Here is a 15331-nt window from a genome sequence, read left to right on the forward strand (position 1 = left end):
ACCAGGGTGCCGTAGTCTTTTGCGATCAGACCATCGTCAATTAGCGTTTTAGTCAGCCACGGCTGCATCAACACCAGCATAGATGCCAGTAACGACAACCCCAATACCTGTGCAATCGCACGCCGTTGCGGACGAACAAAGCCAAACAACCAGCGAAACGCCTGTTCCAGGGCATTCGGGTCGGTGGTTTCAACTGCACGGGCCAGCCATTTAATCATAAGTCAGTAGTACTCAGTGTGATCAATACGAACATCTCAAATCACTGTAACGTGATGTAACAGCGGGCATTGGGTAAGTATGTGCAAAAATGTAACGGGTTGTAACAAGCAGGAGGGATTAATTTATCCCTCCTGTTCTAGCTCCTGCAATCGGCGATAAAGTGTTGCCCTGCTGATCCCCAGGGCTTTAGCGGTCGCGCTGATATTGCCTCCGTGCTCATCCAGCGCTTTGCGGATCGTTTGGTGCTCACTCTGCTTAAGAATACCGCCGCAGCCCTGCCCATCGGCCTCCAGTAATAGTTGGTCTAGAAAATCATCGGTCAGGTGAGCTTCGGTGATGAGGGTCTCGTCTTCATCCATAAATGCCAGTGAAGCACGCAGTACCGTTTCCATCTGACGGATGTTTCCGGGCCAGCTGTAGTGTGAAAATCGATCCATTAAGTTGCTGTCGATGGTGATCGTCGTATGTGTACCGATCATGTGGTTCTGCACAGACGCTAACAATTTGGTCAGAAACTCAGGAAGATCTGTGCGTTCACGCAGTGCTGGCAGTTTTACGCCTACACCGTTAAGACGGTAAAACAGGTCTTCACGGAAGCTCCCTTCCGCGACTAACGTGCGCATATCACGGTGGGTGGCGCAGATCAGGCGAATATCCAACGAGACCTCTTCGCCACCGCCCAGCGGTGCCACACGACGCTCCTGTAAGACACGCAACAAGCGGGCTTGTAACGCCAGCGGCATATCACCGATTTCGTCAAGGAACAGCGTGCCGCCATCAGCTTGTTGGAAGCGTCCGACCATACCGCCGCGCCGGGAACCGGTAAAAGCCCCCTCTCGGTAACCAAAGAGTTCAGACTCAATCAGGCCTTCCGGGATAGCTGCGCAATTGACTGCGATAAAGGGCTTGTTTGATCGGACTCCCGCGTCATGTAGTGCGCGCGCCACCACCTCTTTACCGGTGCCGGTTTCACCGTTCAGTAGTACCGGCAAATCGTGCGCCATGCCTTTTAATGCCATTTTCAAACTACGGCTCAGACGAGGATTGTTTCCCGCGACTTCTGATAATCCGGGACGTTTATCCTGATCAGTGCGTTTGATGCGCTGTTCGGTTTTAAACGGCAGGCTAATACGGGGCTTAGGTAACTGGATTAAACAACAATAAAGCGCGCCCATGCGCGTTTGCAGTGTGTAGGTTTTGCCTTGCATCAGCTGACCGAGCAATTGGCTGGCGCTAATGCCTAGCATCTCATCCAGAGAATGCTTCTTAAGCATACCGTCCTGAATGTTCAATAACTGATGGGCTTGTTGATTGGCGCCTAGCAGATCGCCATCTGGATCGACTGCAATCAAACCCTGCCATACCGAGCTGAGGTACTGCTGACGGCTATGGATGGCAATAACGGCATGGTCTTTAAAACTGGCGGAAAATAAGCGATTCTCAATCGAACGTGCGGCCATCTGCACCACTTCAAGCGGTTGTTGAACACGACCACGTTCGCTGGTCAGGTCCAATACACCAAGGGTGTTTCCGTTCGGGCCAAAGATGGGGGTGGAGGTGCAACTGAATTGAGTTAAACGATCGAGAAAATGTTCACTGCCTTCGATCTTAACGGCATGGCCATCGACCAGTGCTGTGCCCAGCGCGTTGGTACCACGACTGCTCTCTGACCAGCACACGCCGGGATTCAACGCATGACGTGCGGCATTATCGAGGACATCGCTGTTGCCCTTTACAGCCAATATACGGGCATCACAGTCCGCCAACATGACCAGGGCATTTTCTGCCGAGTATTGACGTGTGAGTAGCTCAACTTCAGGTGCGGCACAATCAAGCAGCAGCTTGTTTTTTTCGTGCAGGTCGCGCACATCTGATCGACTGAAACTATCGGCCTCTAGTTGCGTCTGACAATCCAGACCTGCGTCCAGGCTGCGCAGCCAGGAGGCTTCTATCGATTCACGCAGCTGGCCGTGTGGCAAGCTGCGTTGAAGTAACAACTGCCGTGTTACGTCTGCACGTAACAGGTTATGGGGTTCGGTATTGATCGCCATTGCCCACTCCACCTTATTGTTATTGTCTGGAATTGTGGTTGATCAAAAATTGGTTCAAAAATACTAGCAGATAACCTAATCCGCATCTTCCAGCCCTATCAGCGCTTTTAGCGATCAGGGGGTGGACGGTCTGACGCGCAACCCGTCAATCAGACCGCCCGTGCCATCCATGGCGAAGGGGTGTTGCTCGTTGTGTTCATTCATCAGTTCACGAAATCGACGAAGCATTCGTCACCACGAGCCGTTGTAGTAACGAGTTTTGTGGACCAGCGCTCCCTAATGAAAGTGGTGTTAGAAGAAATACATCATAACTGCCTGCACATACAGGTTGTCGCTGTCATTTCCCTGAGCCGCTTTGTTGGCACTGCCTTTAGGCTCATAGAGTCCGATCATCGGGCTGAACACCCAGTTGTCGTTGATGCTCCACAATGCATACAGATCAATTTCCGTTGCGGCGTTATCGGCAGCATCATCAGTCTTATCGAAGTCCCAGTATTGCAATCCGATGGTCAGATCATCACGCGGTGTCAATGTTAACTCCAAGCGATCCAGATCGTTTCCACTGTTAAAGGGGCCACCGTAGTTCGAGGCCACTTCACCCTGAAACCAAGTACCAAAACCACGGGTAAATCCGAAGAATAGCGGATCAAAGGTTTCATCGTCCGCCGTGGCGCTATCGTCACCCGAGAACTCTGCGTGGCGGTAGTTCAGGTTTGGCGTCCACGGCAGATCAGCAAAGGTCCAGCCCCCTTCCACATACCAGGCATTCGCATCTTTTTCGATCTGATTACCACCGGTTTCTGACACGTATTCGAAAGACAGGAACAGGTTTTCAACACCCATGCTGCCCTGACCCCGTACACTCACGATGTCCATTCCATCGCGGTTATCGAACAAAGCCAGACCTGCACCCACATCCACATCCGTGGCTTTCATGTAGGTCAGCCCTACGGTGCCCATCTCTTCATTGACATATTCCAGATTCAGACCGGTCAGCTCAGTGTTCTGTTGATACTGGTTATCGGATTTCAGCCAGAACAGATCGCCGCGCAGCGGGCCTTCCGGGTCCACTTTCAGAACTGCGGTATTCGAAAAACTCTTACGGCCTGCGAGATAATACGCGCCACCGCGATCCAGACTGCCGTTAGAGAAGGAATCAAACCCTTCACCCGGACTGATGGCATCGCCCGCAATCAGAAAACCATCGCCCAAAGTGAACATCTGGCGACCCACGGAAAGATCAATGAGGTTATTGGAGGACTGCCAGCCGAGATAGGCGTTTTCGACATCAATCTCACTTTCATCACCGGTGGTCAAACCCAGGCCATCACCGTCCCCACGGGTACCCAGTGCGATGAGGCCCAAACCGCCATACAGTGTACTGCCGTTTTCCAGCAAATTAGAGCCGACCAGATCACCCTTGATGTAGCCTTCCTGCCACGTTTTCTTGCCCGGTGTTCCGGTGTAGTTCTCGTCCAGCGACATGGCTGCAGCCATCGCTTCAACGTTAAAAGAAATCGTTTTACCGTTTTCTTCAGAAATGACTGCCGCCAACAAATTTGGCGCAAAGCATGCGGATAAAGCCATAGCAGTCAATGAGTTACGAAATGTTGTTATCATTATTTCTCTCCGTAAACGAATACTTTTTATAATTCTTTTGGCGTTTTTCGGGTAAAAAGAGCCCCCGGGGAAAGATTCCCCGTGAGGGCTTAAGGCCGGTAACGGCTTGGGATTTGCTACCCGGAGTGGTCGCGGCTGTGAGGGATACAAACAACCGCTTTCGCCAACAGATGACCGGAACCACCGGCCATCAAATGGTTAACGAATGAATACCTGCGAAGTAGAGATCGCCATATCTCCACCCGGCAGTTTGATGTTGCCCAGCTTTTCCATTGAATCGGCGTCGTAGATCGCCACATCATCATAGGTGCCGCCGAGATAGACCTTGCTGCCATCGTGATTCATCGCGATGCAGTAATATGAGTGATCCAGTTCAGCCGCTTTGATCAGCTTCTTCTGCTTCACGTCATACTTGGCGAGACGGTTCAATACGCCAAAGACGAGATTCGGGTCTTTGGGCGACCTCATACCGGTAAAATAGATCTCTGTGATCGGGCCGAAATCAGTGGTTTCTGTTTCGCCTGTTTCCAGATCAATGTTCAGATAACCGTAGATCCAATCAGCGGTTGCAAGATCCTGCTTTTCATCCTGAAAGCGTGCGGTGGTATATAGAATGGTGAAGTCTTTGCTTGGCGTCTGTATCGGCCACGCATTCAATACATCGGGTTGAACGTACAACGGACGGTCCCAATTGCGGCTTGGCAGTGCAACATCGTATTTGCCGGTGTTTACATCCATTTTGTAGATGTCGGCGCCCGCCATATATAAACCACCATCTTTACCGGTTGCCATAACCGTCACCTGACGCGGTGCCGGAAACGTACGCACGGGTTTTGCGCCTTTGCCATCCGCTGTGTTGTACACCGCCAGATAGGTGTCCTGAACACGATAGTGGTCTTTGTTCATTTTGGTTGGGTTGTGCATCACGTACAGCTCTTTGCCGTCCGGGCTCAAGGCCATAGAGAACAAAGATTTGGTACGCGTATTCTGCTTCGAGAACGTGGTGTGGAATTGCACACTGCAATCGTCCACATTGATGCCATACACATCTTCATAGTGATTGGTCAGCATGTAGACGGTTTTTTTGTCTGGCGCGACCTGCAACACACCCGGACCGTATGCTCCCGGAACTTTACAGGTTTTCAGGAGACTATCCGTCTTCAGATCCAGAACATGGATCTGGTTGGGATAGTTCGCAACGACCATGTACTCCTGACCTTTTTTCAGTGCAGGACCCGACATATCGGCTTCGTTGGCAAACGCTGTGCTACCCATCATAGTGGTGCCCAGAATACCGGCACCCACCATCAGGTTACGCAGGGTTTTGCGTATATTGTTTTTGTTATTCATCGCTCTATCCTGTGCTGATTACTTCTTATCTGATGGGAATACGGTGCCCAGATTGCGCCAGCCTTCGCCGGAATCCTGCGCATCGTCGTTCCAGTTTTGATGCGTGTTCATCATGTCCGGTACCTGAGCAGGCCACCAACATGGATCCGCACAACCGTACAGATCAGATTCCATTGGCTGACACAGTGAAGTGACCGAACCAAAGGCATCGATCTCCCAACCTGGGTCGGTGGTTGCCGCACAGCCCGCCAGTGACTGCATCGCAACGACCTCTTCCACCTGATCTTCTACAACGGCTTTATCCAGCAGCTGCGCTTTGTTGTTTATCGCTTTAAGATGTTTCATCTCAGTTTGCCCTCCGAGGCAAAATGTAGTGATCGATGAAGTCAGGATTCTCGGCCATGATGCGGGCGTACACATCGATGCCGAAATCCACCCAATCCTTCATCAGATCGCAATAGTGGTAGGTAGGACGGGTCGCATCACCGTAGCGGGCGTGGCTTTCGTGGTAACAACCGCCAGAGCAGAGGTTACGAATCCGACAGGACGCACAACCGGTATTGGTGCGGTCGAGTCGTTCGGATAGAAAGTCTCCCAGCTGGGCGTGATCCACTCCGCTCTTAACATCCCCGAAGGTCTGTAGATCGGAGCCAGTGAAGCGATGACAGAGGTTGAGTTCACCTTGATGATCTACCGCCAGCATCTTCAGGCCAGCACCACAGGGCAGTGCCTTTTTATGGCCTTCGTGCAGGTCGGTAATCAGTTGATGTAGGTTGGAAAAGCCGATATTGCGGTGTTCCAGTGCTGCTTCCAGATACTGCTCGCCCAGTGCTTTCATATTGTCGAAGACCTGCTTAAGCTCATCCTCAGGCAGATTGAAGTGTGAAACGTCACCGGATGTGACTGGTGCAAAGCCCACTTCAGCGAACCCCAGCTCATTGAACAAGTGATCCCAGATGCCGATCACATCCGTGGTACCGCGCGTCAGGGTGACCCGTGCACCAATGGGACGGCGAATGTAGCCCGAGAGCAGCATCTTCGCTTTTTTGCTCACTACATCGTATGTGCCCTGCCCACCCACAGTGATACGGTTTTTGTCATGCACCGCTTTGGGGCCATCCATACTCACCGAGAGACCAAAGTTATACTTGGCCAGCCAGGCAACGATCTCTTCATTCAACAAGGTCGCATTGGTAGTCATGGTGTATTCCACCCGCTTACCCCGTGCCGGAAATTCACTTTCGCACCACGCCACCACTGATTTGATCAGTGCCAAGTTGCTTAGGGGTTCTCCGCCAAAGAACACGATGTTGTAAAGAGATTCGCCCGGTGATTCATCCAGCATCATTTCGATGGATTGAATCGCCGTCTCCAGGCTCATCTTTTTACCCGCAGAGGGTTTATCCAGATCTTCTTTGTAGCAGTAGCTACAGCTCAGATTGCAACCGGTGTTTACGTTCAGCACCAGCGTATTGAGCGGGAACTGATCGACTGTCTTGACGGCGATCTCTTCGGTCAGGGGAGAACCGTCGCTGATCACCTCCAGCGCCATCAGTTCATGTACGGTTTCTGCAATCTGTTCAGCATTAAAGCTACCGCTCAAATGCTGCATCAGCTCCGGGCGTGTCCAGCGTTCAGCGCTGTTCTGTCCGCCGCGCAGCGTATCGATCACTTCGGCGGTGATCCCATCCAACTCAAACAGGGAGCTGGTTGGAATATGGAACATCAAACGCCGGTCGCTGACCTGCACCAGATGCAGATTCTGCTCTACAAGATTTATTGCAGCGGCCTGTACTTGGGTATTCATGGCAACCTCCTCGTCATACCTCGGTTAAACGTCAAATAATGGTGTCCCGCGCCTTATGGCAGCGGAGCATCATTCCAACGTTGAACCGTAACGATCAGTTGGCCGTCGCCCGTCAGGATCTGATCACCGTCTTGAACCTGAGCAACCACTTTCAGGTTGCCCGCATTGTTGGTAGACATGCGGCGCTCAGGGTTAGGGCCTGCATTACCCGGTGTAAATACACCGCTGGCTGCATTCATACGCCCTGCGAAATGCACATCGTTATCGGCTTTAGCCGCTTCATCGAAGGGCTCTACATGCCAACTGGCAGGCAGATAACCAATACGGATATCATCGTCGGTTCCGGCTTTTCCATCAGCACCCGCGCCCCACGCCTCAGCCTCAAAACGTGCCTGCACTTTTGGTGTGCTGCCGCCGTTGCCGCCGACACGGGCAATCGTAAAGGCGGGCATGACTTTGACCTGATCCACTTTGTCGTAGACTGCGAACTGGCCGCCATTAACAGCGCCTACAGAGACTCCGTTGGCAGATGTTTTTGCGCCTTTTGCTGCTTTTGCCAGCACCGTCACGCTATTGTAGGTACGGCTCAGCACTTTCTCTACGCTAACGCCTTTACCCAGTGATACACGCCCTTTCAAGCCACTGCCGACAATAGTGACTTCAGTTGATTCGCCTGATTTCAGGTTTTGCGGATACACCGCGATAATCTGACTATTTCCAGTGGTTGCTTTCGCAGCGGAGAACTCCATGCCACGTTCGTCGTGTGCCGTTTCAAAAACACGTCCGCTCAGGTTCATGCCGTCTTTGCTCGCAGCCAGTACCTGACGCATCTGTACGCCGCCAAGATCAATCTGGGCGCGCCATTCAAAGCCGGTGTAGACGATGGCGGAACCGAAACCTTTCAGGGGTGTTCCATCGGCCCACTGCCCCTCGACAGTCACGCTGTAACGATCAGCCTCCTGCTGCTCGACTTTCATCACACCGCTGCCATCACCTCGACCCGGCTGATGTACAGCAAAGCTCCATTCGCCCACGAAGTCTGGTTTTGTAGCTGCCTGCCACTGTTTCCAGTTGTCGTTGTCCATCGGGAACATCTTGGTGAGCTTAGGCACCATTTCATTCAGCGCTATCGGGAACCAATCACGGTCACGTGCCAGCGCCTGATATTCGGTTGACGGCCACTGCCCCAGATGGAAATGCACCAGATGCTCCCACTCCGCCGCCGGGCGACGTTGCAGGCCAACCCGCGCACCGGAATGACAGCGTGCACACATCTCCTCAAGCTGGCTGTCGTCAAAGACTTCCATGGTGTCTAACCGGCGTTCCATGGCGTAGCGGTAGTCCGTGGTTTCTTCCGGCGCCAAACCCTGACGGTCTGCCAGATATTTAACAACGGCGGAACGCTCATCATCGCTGATCTGTAAACCGTGCATCATCTGCATACGCCCAATCGTCATCAACCACCCTTCCGGCGTTTTACGCTGATGACTGATTCGGCTCCACTGAGGTGCTTTGCTGCTTTCCTCGGTGTGGCAAGCGAGACACTTGCTCTGCACAATCTTTACCGCTTCGTCTTGCGCAATCGCAGGTAACGCAGTGGTCGTTAGGGCTGCGGTAATCGCCAACGCTAACGGGCTTTTTATTATTGTGTTCAAGGCCAGACCTCCTTTTGTTTTTGTTGTCCGGTACCCACATGGACGGGATAACGGTGTATCTAACCTGTCCTCTCACGTAGCGAAGTGCGTGCCAAAAAATAAATATCTTTTAATTACAACCAGTTACCCATAAAACACGGGGTTTGGGGTATACCCGTATCGCACTGCACACTGTTCCATAACGCGACACTCTGTCGAAAATTGAGACACTGCGGCGACACCTCGCCTGCACAGTGCGTAAACGTGGAACTGACTCGTTTTTTGACACCCTGTCTCAGAATGTGACACTTAAATTCAGGTACCACCGAATTTAAAAAATTCAAAAAAACCAATAAATACAATGCGTTAAATATATTTTTCCTAAATGGCACGCCGTTTGCGCTATTGCTGTGACATTGCCAAAACAAAAACAAGAAGGTTTATCCATGATTGAAACTGATGCAGCGATGGCAGAAACAACTGCTTTTATTTCACGGGATCACAAGCTGTTCATCGGCGCTGAGCGATCAGCAGCACGTTCGGGCCGCACCATTGATGTCTATAACCCGGCGACAGGGAAAGTGATTACACAGGTGCCATCCGGCGATAAAGCGGATATTGATCTCGCGGTGGCGGCCGCACGTCAGGCATTTGATGATTCGGACTGGAGTCGCATGAAGCCCGGTGATCGCGAACGTCTGTTGTGGCGTCTGGCAGATCTGATTGAACAAAATTCAGAATTGCTCGGTGAAATTGAATCTATCGATAACGGTAAAAGTAAGGCGATTGCTCAAGGCGTCGATATTCGTTTGGCGGTCGATTTCCTGCGGTATATGGCAGGTTGGGCGACGAAAATTGAAGGCCAGACCGTAACGCCGAGCCTGCCATTTATGCCAGGCGCTGAAGTATTTGCGTGCACCATGCGTGAAGCGGTGGGCGTGGTGGGCGCCATTGTCGCCTGGAACTTTCCACTGCTGTTGGCATGCTGGAAGCTGGGACCCGCACTGGCAACCGGGTGTACCGTAGTACTGAAGCCCGCTGAAGAAACACCGTTGTCGGTATTGAAACTGGGTGAACTGATTCAGGAAGCAGGTTATCCGGCGGGTGTCGTTAACATCGTCACAGGTATCGGTCATGAGGCGGGAGCCGCCCTCTCATCCCATCCTGATGTCGATAAACTGACGTTCACCGGCTCTACCGAAGTCGGCAAGCTGATCGGCAAAGCAGCAATGGATTCCATGACCCGCGTAACGCTTGAATTGGGTGGTAAATCTCCGACCATTGTCATGCCTGATGCGGACCTGACCGTGGCTGCGCAAGGTGCGGCAAATGCGATCTTCTTTAACCATGGGCAGGTTTGCTGCGCAGGTTCCCGTCTGTATGTTCACAAGAAACACTTTGATCGTGTTGTGGCAGATGTCAGCGACATCGCGGCCAACCTGCCGTTAGGGCATGGTCTGGATGCGAACGCTCAAATGGGACCAATGGTATCCGCACGTCAGCAACAACGGGTGCAGGGCTATATTGATCAGGGTATCGCCGCAGGTGCACGTGCCACGGTTGGCGGCACCGCATATGACGGTGAAGGCTACTATGTAAAACCAACCGTTTTGGTCGATGTTGATCAGCAGTCTCTGGTAACACGAGAAGAAATATTTGGCCCGGTATTGGTCGCGATGCCGTTCGATGACATGGATGAAGCGATCCGTATCGCCAACGACAGCCAGTATGGGCTGGGTGCAAGTATCTGGTCCAACAACCTGTCCGAAGTTCACCGCATGATCCCAAGGATTAAATCGGGATCGGTCTGGGTGAACTGCCATACGGCGCTGGACCCTTCTCTGCCATTTGGCGGTTTTAAGCAATCCGGTCTTGGCCGTGAAATGGGGCGTGAAGTCATCGAACATTACACCGAAATGAAGTCGGTTGTGATTAACCTTTAATCCTCCCCCTTAGTCACTCCCCGTCGGAGGCTGCTGACACCAACAGGCATTAGTAGTCTCCGATCACAACATGCTCCCCGTCGTCATTCACGTATAGACCAGATTTTGCGTCTAAGCTGCAATAAGGGGATAAAAGGAGAGCATGATGAAGCGTCGTACAGTGGTTACCGGTCTACTATCCACGCCCTTCTGGGCCTGTTTTCCCAACTTAAGCGCCACATCACAGCAGGCAGATCTGGTTTCGGCGTTGATACATACGCCGCGTAGTACGTTAACAGCAGATGTTGTGCAGCAGATTCGTAATGGAAGTATCCGTAAACCTGCGCTGATTAAAGCACTACTCAGTGCCGGGGTGTCACATATCGAGCCTCGCCCGGTTGGTTTTAAATATCATGCTGTGCTGATGGTCGATGCTGCACGACGCTTATCTTTGCAAGCCGAGGGGATCACCAGCTGGATCCCTATTCTTTGGAACGTTGATTACTTCAAGCACAGTCAGGCACGTAGTTTGCGGATATCGGGCTGGACACTGGAAGACGCCAACGCACAACTCCCCCTTATTGGACAGGCCCCAGACCTTTTTACACGATCAATGCAGACGAAACAGTGGCAGCAAGCTGATCAGGCCATCACACGTATGGCCCGCTCCGGCAGTATGTACGCCGCGTTTGAACTCATGTTGGAATGGGCGGTTAAGGATTTTCACTCCATTGGTCACAAAGCAATATTACTGAGCGGTGTAGTGCGCTGTTTGGAATACAGTGGTTGGGATGGCAGTGAAACGATTCTGCGCGGTGTAACTTATGCCTTGCTCGCTGATGGCAATGTAACAGCCGATAAGGAAAAAGGCTGGTGGGAAAAGGATTACCCCGAGAACCTGCGTTTAACCCATAAAATTCCCGGCTCGGCCTTTTTACCTGCGGCTCCAGAAAAAGATACCGAACATTTACTGAAAAAGGTGCGTCAGCTGGATGCAAGATCCAGCAGCGAGCTAGCGGCTGAACGGTTGCAGCAAGGGCTACCGATGCAATGCGTCTGGGACTCCGTATTCCTTGCCGCAGCAGACGCCGTTATGAATCGTCCGAATATACCGATGCTGCACTGTATCACTGTGTCGCATGCTCTTTATAGCTTATGGCAGCGGACCACCAACACAACCATGAGACGAGTCATTCCGTTGCAGGCACTTAGCTATATCGTGCAAATGAAGCAGCAGCGGCCTGGCAGCGAATGGAATAATCTTGATATTCTGGACCTCAAAGCAGAGTCACCCAATTCAGCATCGTTAGCAAATCAGCTGGATCAATTAGGCAGCACTATAGGGACTGATCATATTGAAGCACGGGACCTGTTGCGGCGATATCCACTCAACGATGGCTGGTGGACGCTAAAGCAGCAACTGAACAGCTGGCTGCTCTCTAAATCCAACAAAGCCCATGACTTTAAATATGGTGCCGCCGTACTGGAAACGGTTGAATGGATATCACCCCATTGGCGAACACCCTATCTCGCGGCATGTTCGCGACTATTGATGGGCGAGAATATGCCGGACAGTAACGAAGGTCAGAACATCGACGAGTGGCTGGGCGGGGCATTCAGCTGACCGCTTTGTTTATTGATCAGAGATCTGTTCCAGCAAAGCTCGAAAAATTCTTAGATGTTCTTCAAAGGAAAATGTCGCGTCCTCGCAATGTAATTGCCCACCGGAATGATCAATCGCGCCGATCATCATCAGATTGTCAGCCATCTCGAACTGTTCTACCTGATCCCCCCGAACGTCCTGGCCTTTCTGTATCTGATCAACTCTGTCGCTATATAGACGGCCATCCAGCGTGTATCCCCAAACGGGTTTCTTTTGGGCGGTCATATAACCGATCTCAAATGCTGTACCGACATCCATACTGGGACCACGGAACGGTGTCATATTCGCGACGATCAGGTCGGCGTTATCCATCAACCCTATATTGGCGCGATAAATCGCCAGCCCTGCGTCATAGGGTTCTAGACCAGTAAGATCCAGTTCAGTATCCAATGGAAAATGCCCGTTAAATCCATACGCCTTACAGAGCTCAACTTTAGCTGCCCCCGCCTCTTTGGCGTTTGGCCAAAAAACGTCAGGCCCTGCTAGATAGATGTTTTTACGTGTCATGCGATTACCTGCATTTCCAATCGAATTTTCCGTTCATGAGGTGGTAACGGGCCCATATGTGGATGCCCTCTAAGCTATCGATTAAATCTACCATGGATCAGGAATTCGATAACCTGATTGATAACGTTTGGATTAATCATCATAAACGGGTGTGTCACAGGCAGCACGATATGATCTTTCATCCCTTCTACTTTGGTATTTTCCACTGAAACTTTGCCATCGTTCTGTCCGGAAATCAGCGTTGAAAGGAACAAATTAATCGTGCGCGTTCCCGCGATGACCCCACATTCGAAGTCAACCTGACCTAATTGAACGGGCACACTGCTTTTATCCGTGCCCAGCTGCAGACCTGCGGGACCATTGATCAACGCAAACCCCGGCATCCTGCCAAGAACATCTACGATCTCACTGCCCTGATTCGGCGGACCGAGCATCACCACCCGCCCAAGATTGGGTAACCCGTGAGACTTGAGATAGTGACGCACCAAAATCCCTCCCATGGAATGGGTTACAAAATGTATACGGGTATTATCCGGGCAATGGGCTAACGCAGAATTGATCGCACGGTTTGCCAGTTGCTCGATTGGATAGGAGGTTGAGGCATAGCTTTGGTTGGTGACACCAAAACCAGCACTAATCAACGCCGACTCTAATGTTCGCATAGAGCGGCTGGTACGGGCTAAGCCATGAAGCAAGATCACACATTCTTTCGGCATAATAGATCCCTTTATCCTGCCTCTGGTATTGATAGACAAAGAATCCGCATACGGATCAATTGATTTTGGCATTCACCTTAGATGATGCTCGTTAGGCGCGTTGTTGTAAAAAGGCCAGCGCGGCCGGTTTCTCATGCTGATCAAAGCTTTTCATCTGAATACCGCGGAAGATCCTGTCTTCGATATCGACCACCGTATGAACCCATCGTTTGTCGGAGACAATGGCTATTTTTCGGATGTTAGAAAAACCTGTTTCCCACAAAAATGAGAGCTTCTGGAGCATCGCACGAAATTCCAGCCCTCCAATACTTTCTATTTCTTCGTATAGAAAGAGGTGTGGGTGCTGTTCGCCCTTCTCTTTTACTGCGCTGAGCACAAGCGACATATCCTCTTTGGTGATTTTGCCTTCAATGCTAAACCCTACGGTGTTCTCTATACCGGTATCGATCAGCTTTAACATGGTCGTCCCCTTAAGATAGGTGCGGCTAGTTTTTAGTATGGCGGATTTATCACCGGAAACTGAAAAAATCGATGCAGATACGTTGCCATAACTTTCGTCGATTTTTGCTGTTTTCCAGCGACTTGCTGGTCAGGTCATCGTATCCCCCTCACATTAAATTTACCGCACCTATGGTAGAAAACGCTTAGAGGTTTCAGGATAAATAAAGAATTTTTCTCCTTAAAACAAGATGTTACTTTTGATTTATGTTTGATATTTCCATTATTTATGCACTCAATTCACCGGCAAAAAGACGAATTTATTGTGATACAAAATATTGATCATGATCACGAATAGTGTAATATTTCACAAAGTTAAGGATCGAAGTGCCTATATATGTCTCGCTTTCCAATGTGAGCAGCGCATTACATGGATGGACTTAACGTTTTCAGACCCTAGTTGATAACCATCGTTTTCAGGGATCGGTTATAGGGCTGAAAGCACTTCGTTGGTGAACTCCCGAGCATATACACCACCCTTACATCTAATTAATGAGGAGAGGTAACTACAATGACAGATGCCTATATCTGCGATGCGATCCGCACCCCTTTTGGTCGTTACGGCGGCGGTCTAGCCCCGGTACGTCCTGATGATCTGGGCGCCGTGCCCCTGAAAGCACTGATGGATCGTAACCCGAATGTCGATTGGTCTTCCGTAGACGATGTGATCTACGGCAACGCCAACCAGGCGGGTGAAGACAACCGTAACGTTGCGCGTATGTCTACGCTGTTGGCCGGTCTGCCTACCTCTGTTCCAGGTACAACCATTAACCGCCTGTGTGGCTCCGGTATGGATGCGATCGGTATGGCTGCACGTGCCATCAAGTCCGGTGAAACCGACCTGATGATCGCCGGTGGCTGTGAATCCATGTCCCGTGCCCCGTTTGTCATGGGCAAAGCGGAATCCGCATTCAGCCGTAATCCAAACGGTCTCTACGACACCACTATCGGCTGGCGCTTCATCAATAAAAAGATGAAAGCTGAATTCGGCGTGGACTCCATGCCAGAAACCGCTGAGAACGTGGCTGAAGATTTCAATATCTCCCGTGAAGATCAGGACCTGTTCGCATACCGCAGTCAGCAGAAAACCGCGGCGGCGATGGAAGCGGGTCTGTTCAACGAAGAGATCTGCCCAGTCGTGATTCCTCAGCGCAAAGGCGATGACGTTATCGTTGATACCGATGAGCACCCACGCGCCTCTACAACACTAGAAGGCCTGGGTAAGCTGAGAGCGCCTTTCCGTGAAGGCGGTTCTGTGACCGCGGGTAACGCCTCCGGTGTCAACGATGGTGCTTGTGCCCTGCTGATCGCGTCTAAAGAAGCAGCAGAGAAAAATGGCCTGAC

At 51.3% G+C, this 15331-nt stretch carries 12 protein-coding genes and 1 pseudogene; 3 read left to right on the top strand and 10 right to left on the bottom strand.

All coding sequences use genetic code 11. The features are described 5' to 3' along the window. The 7 genes and pseudogenes from ABYW01_RS03490 to peaA all read right to left on the bottom strand — a co-directional run. Nucleotides 1-218, bottom strand: a pseudogene (locus ABYW01_RS03490) (ABC transporter ATP-binding protein); the annotation flags it as partial. A 123-nt stretch (nucleotides 219-341) separates the two neighbouring features. Then, complete coding sequence (locus tag ABYW01_RS03495) at nucleotides 342-2270, bottom strand: sigma-54-dependent Fis family transcriptional regulator (protein WP_372831148.1); 1929 nt, start codon at nucleotides 2268-2270, stop codon at nucleotides 342-344. 291 nt (nucleotides 2271-2561) lie between these two features. Next, a complete protein-coding gene (locus tag ABYW01_RS03500; protein ID WP_372831149.1) occupies nucleotides 2562-3890 on the bottom strand; it encodes an alginate export family protein in 1329 nt (442 codons plus the stop codon). A gap of 198 nt (nucleotides 3891-4088) precedes the next feature. Continuing rightward, a complete protein-coding gene (gene peaD / locus ABYW01_RS03505) occupies nucleotides 4089-5240 on the bottom strand; it encodes a quinohemoprotein amine dehydrogenase subunit beta (protein WP_372831150.1) in 1152 nt (383 codons plus the stop codon). An 18-nt stretch (nucleotides 5241-5258) separates the two neighbouring features. Continuing rightward, nucleotides 5259-5585 carry a quinohemoprotein amine dehydrogenase subunit gamma gene (gene qhpC / locus ABYW01_RS03510; RefSeq protein ID WP_193955055.1) on the bottom strand — a complete coding sequence of 109 codons (327 nt, stop codon included), beginning with the start codon at nucleotides 5583-5585 and terminating at the stop codon, nucleotides 5259-5261. Nucleotide 5586: 1 nt separating this feature from the next. Continuing rightward, nucleotides 5587-7047: a quinohemoprotein amine dehydrogenase maturation protein gene (gene peaB / locus ABYW01_RS03515; protein WP_372831151.1), complete on the bottom strand. Its 1461-nt coding sequence runs from the start codon at nucleotides 7045-7047 to the stop codon at nucleotides 5587-5589. A 53-nt stretch (nucleotides 7048-7100) separates the two neighbouring features. After that, nucleotides 7101-8702, bottom strand: a complete 1602-nt coding sequence (peaA, locus tag ABYW01_RS03520) for a quinohemoprotein amine dehydrogenase subunit alpha (protein ID WP_372831152.1) — start codon at nucleotides 8700-8702, stop codon at nucleotides 7101-7103. A gap of 425 nt (nucleotides 8703-9127) precedes the next feature. On the opposite strand from peaA, the gene ABYW01_RS03525 reads away from it, so the two are divergent. Together ABYW01_RS03525 and ABYW01_RS03530 are read left to right on the top strand one after the other, a co-directional pair. Further along, the gene (locus tag ABYW01_RS03525; protein WP_372831153.1) at nucleotides 9128-10624 is read left to right on the top strand and encodes an aldehyde dehydrogenase; all 1497 of its coding nucleotides are present in this window, start codon (nucleotides 9128-9130) and stop codon (nucleotides 10622-10624) included. Between the two features lie 145 nt (nucleotides 10625-10769). Then, nucleotides 10770-12227 (top strand): hypothetical protein, encoded by a 1458-nt coding sequence (locus ABYW01_RS03530; RefSeq protein WP_372831154.1) that lies wholly within the window; start codon nucleotides 10770-10772, stop codon nucleotides 12225-12227. Nucleotides 12228-12236: 9 nt separating this feature from the next. Here the strand turns inward: ABYW01_RS03530 and ABYW01_RS03535 are convergent, their stop codons facing one another. The 3 genes from ABYW01_RS03535 to ABYW01_RS03545 all read right to left on the bottom strand — a co-directional run bounded on the left by ABYW01_RS03535 (nucleotide 12237) and on the right by ABYW01_RS03545 (nucleotide 13949). Continuing rightward, complete coding sequence (locus tag ABYW01_RS03535; protein ID WP_372831155.1) at nucleotides 12237-12773, bottom strand: nucleoside 2-deoxyribosyltransferase; 537 nt, start codon at nucleotides 12771-12773, stop codon at nucleotides 12237-12239. A gap of 74 nt (nucleotides 12774-12847) precedes the next feature. Next, entirely contained in the window at nucleotides 12848-13489 is a 642-nt protein-coding gene (locus ABYW01_RS03540; RefSeq protein ID WP_193955060.1) for a triacylglycerol lipase, read from the bottom strand. A 91-nt stretch (nucleotides 13490-13580) separates the two neighbouring features. Then, nucleotides 13581-13949 carry an STAS/SEC14 domain-containing protein gene (locus ABYW01_RS03545; protein WP_372831156.1) on the bottom strand — a complete coding sequence of 123 codons (369 nt, stop codon included), beginning with the start codon at nucleotides 13947-13949 and terminating at the stop codon, nucleotides 13581-13583. A 549-nt stretch (nucleotides 13950-14498) separates the two neighbouring features. On the opposite strand from ABYW01_RS03545, the gene ABYW01_RS03550 reads away from it, so the two are divergent. Continuing rightward, nucleotides 14499-15331, top strand: an 833-nt coding sequence (locus tag ABYW01_RS03550) for an acetyl-CoA C-acyltransferase (protein WP_372831157.1), incomplete at its 3' end; no start/stop codon positions are given.

It is taken from the genome of Pontibacterium sp., from assembly GCF_041587635.1.
GTDB lineage: Bacteria > Pseudomonadota > Gammaproteobacteria > Pseudomonadales > Balneatricaceae > Pontibacterium.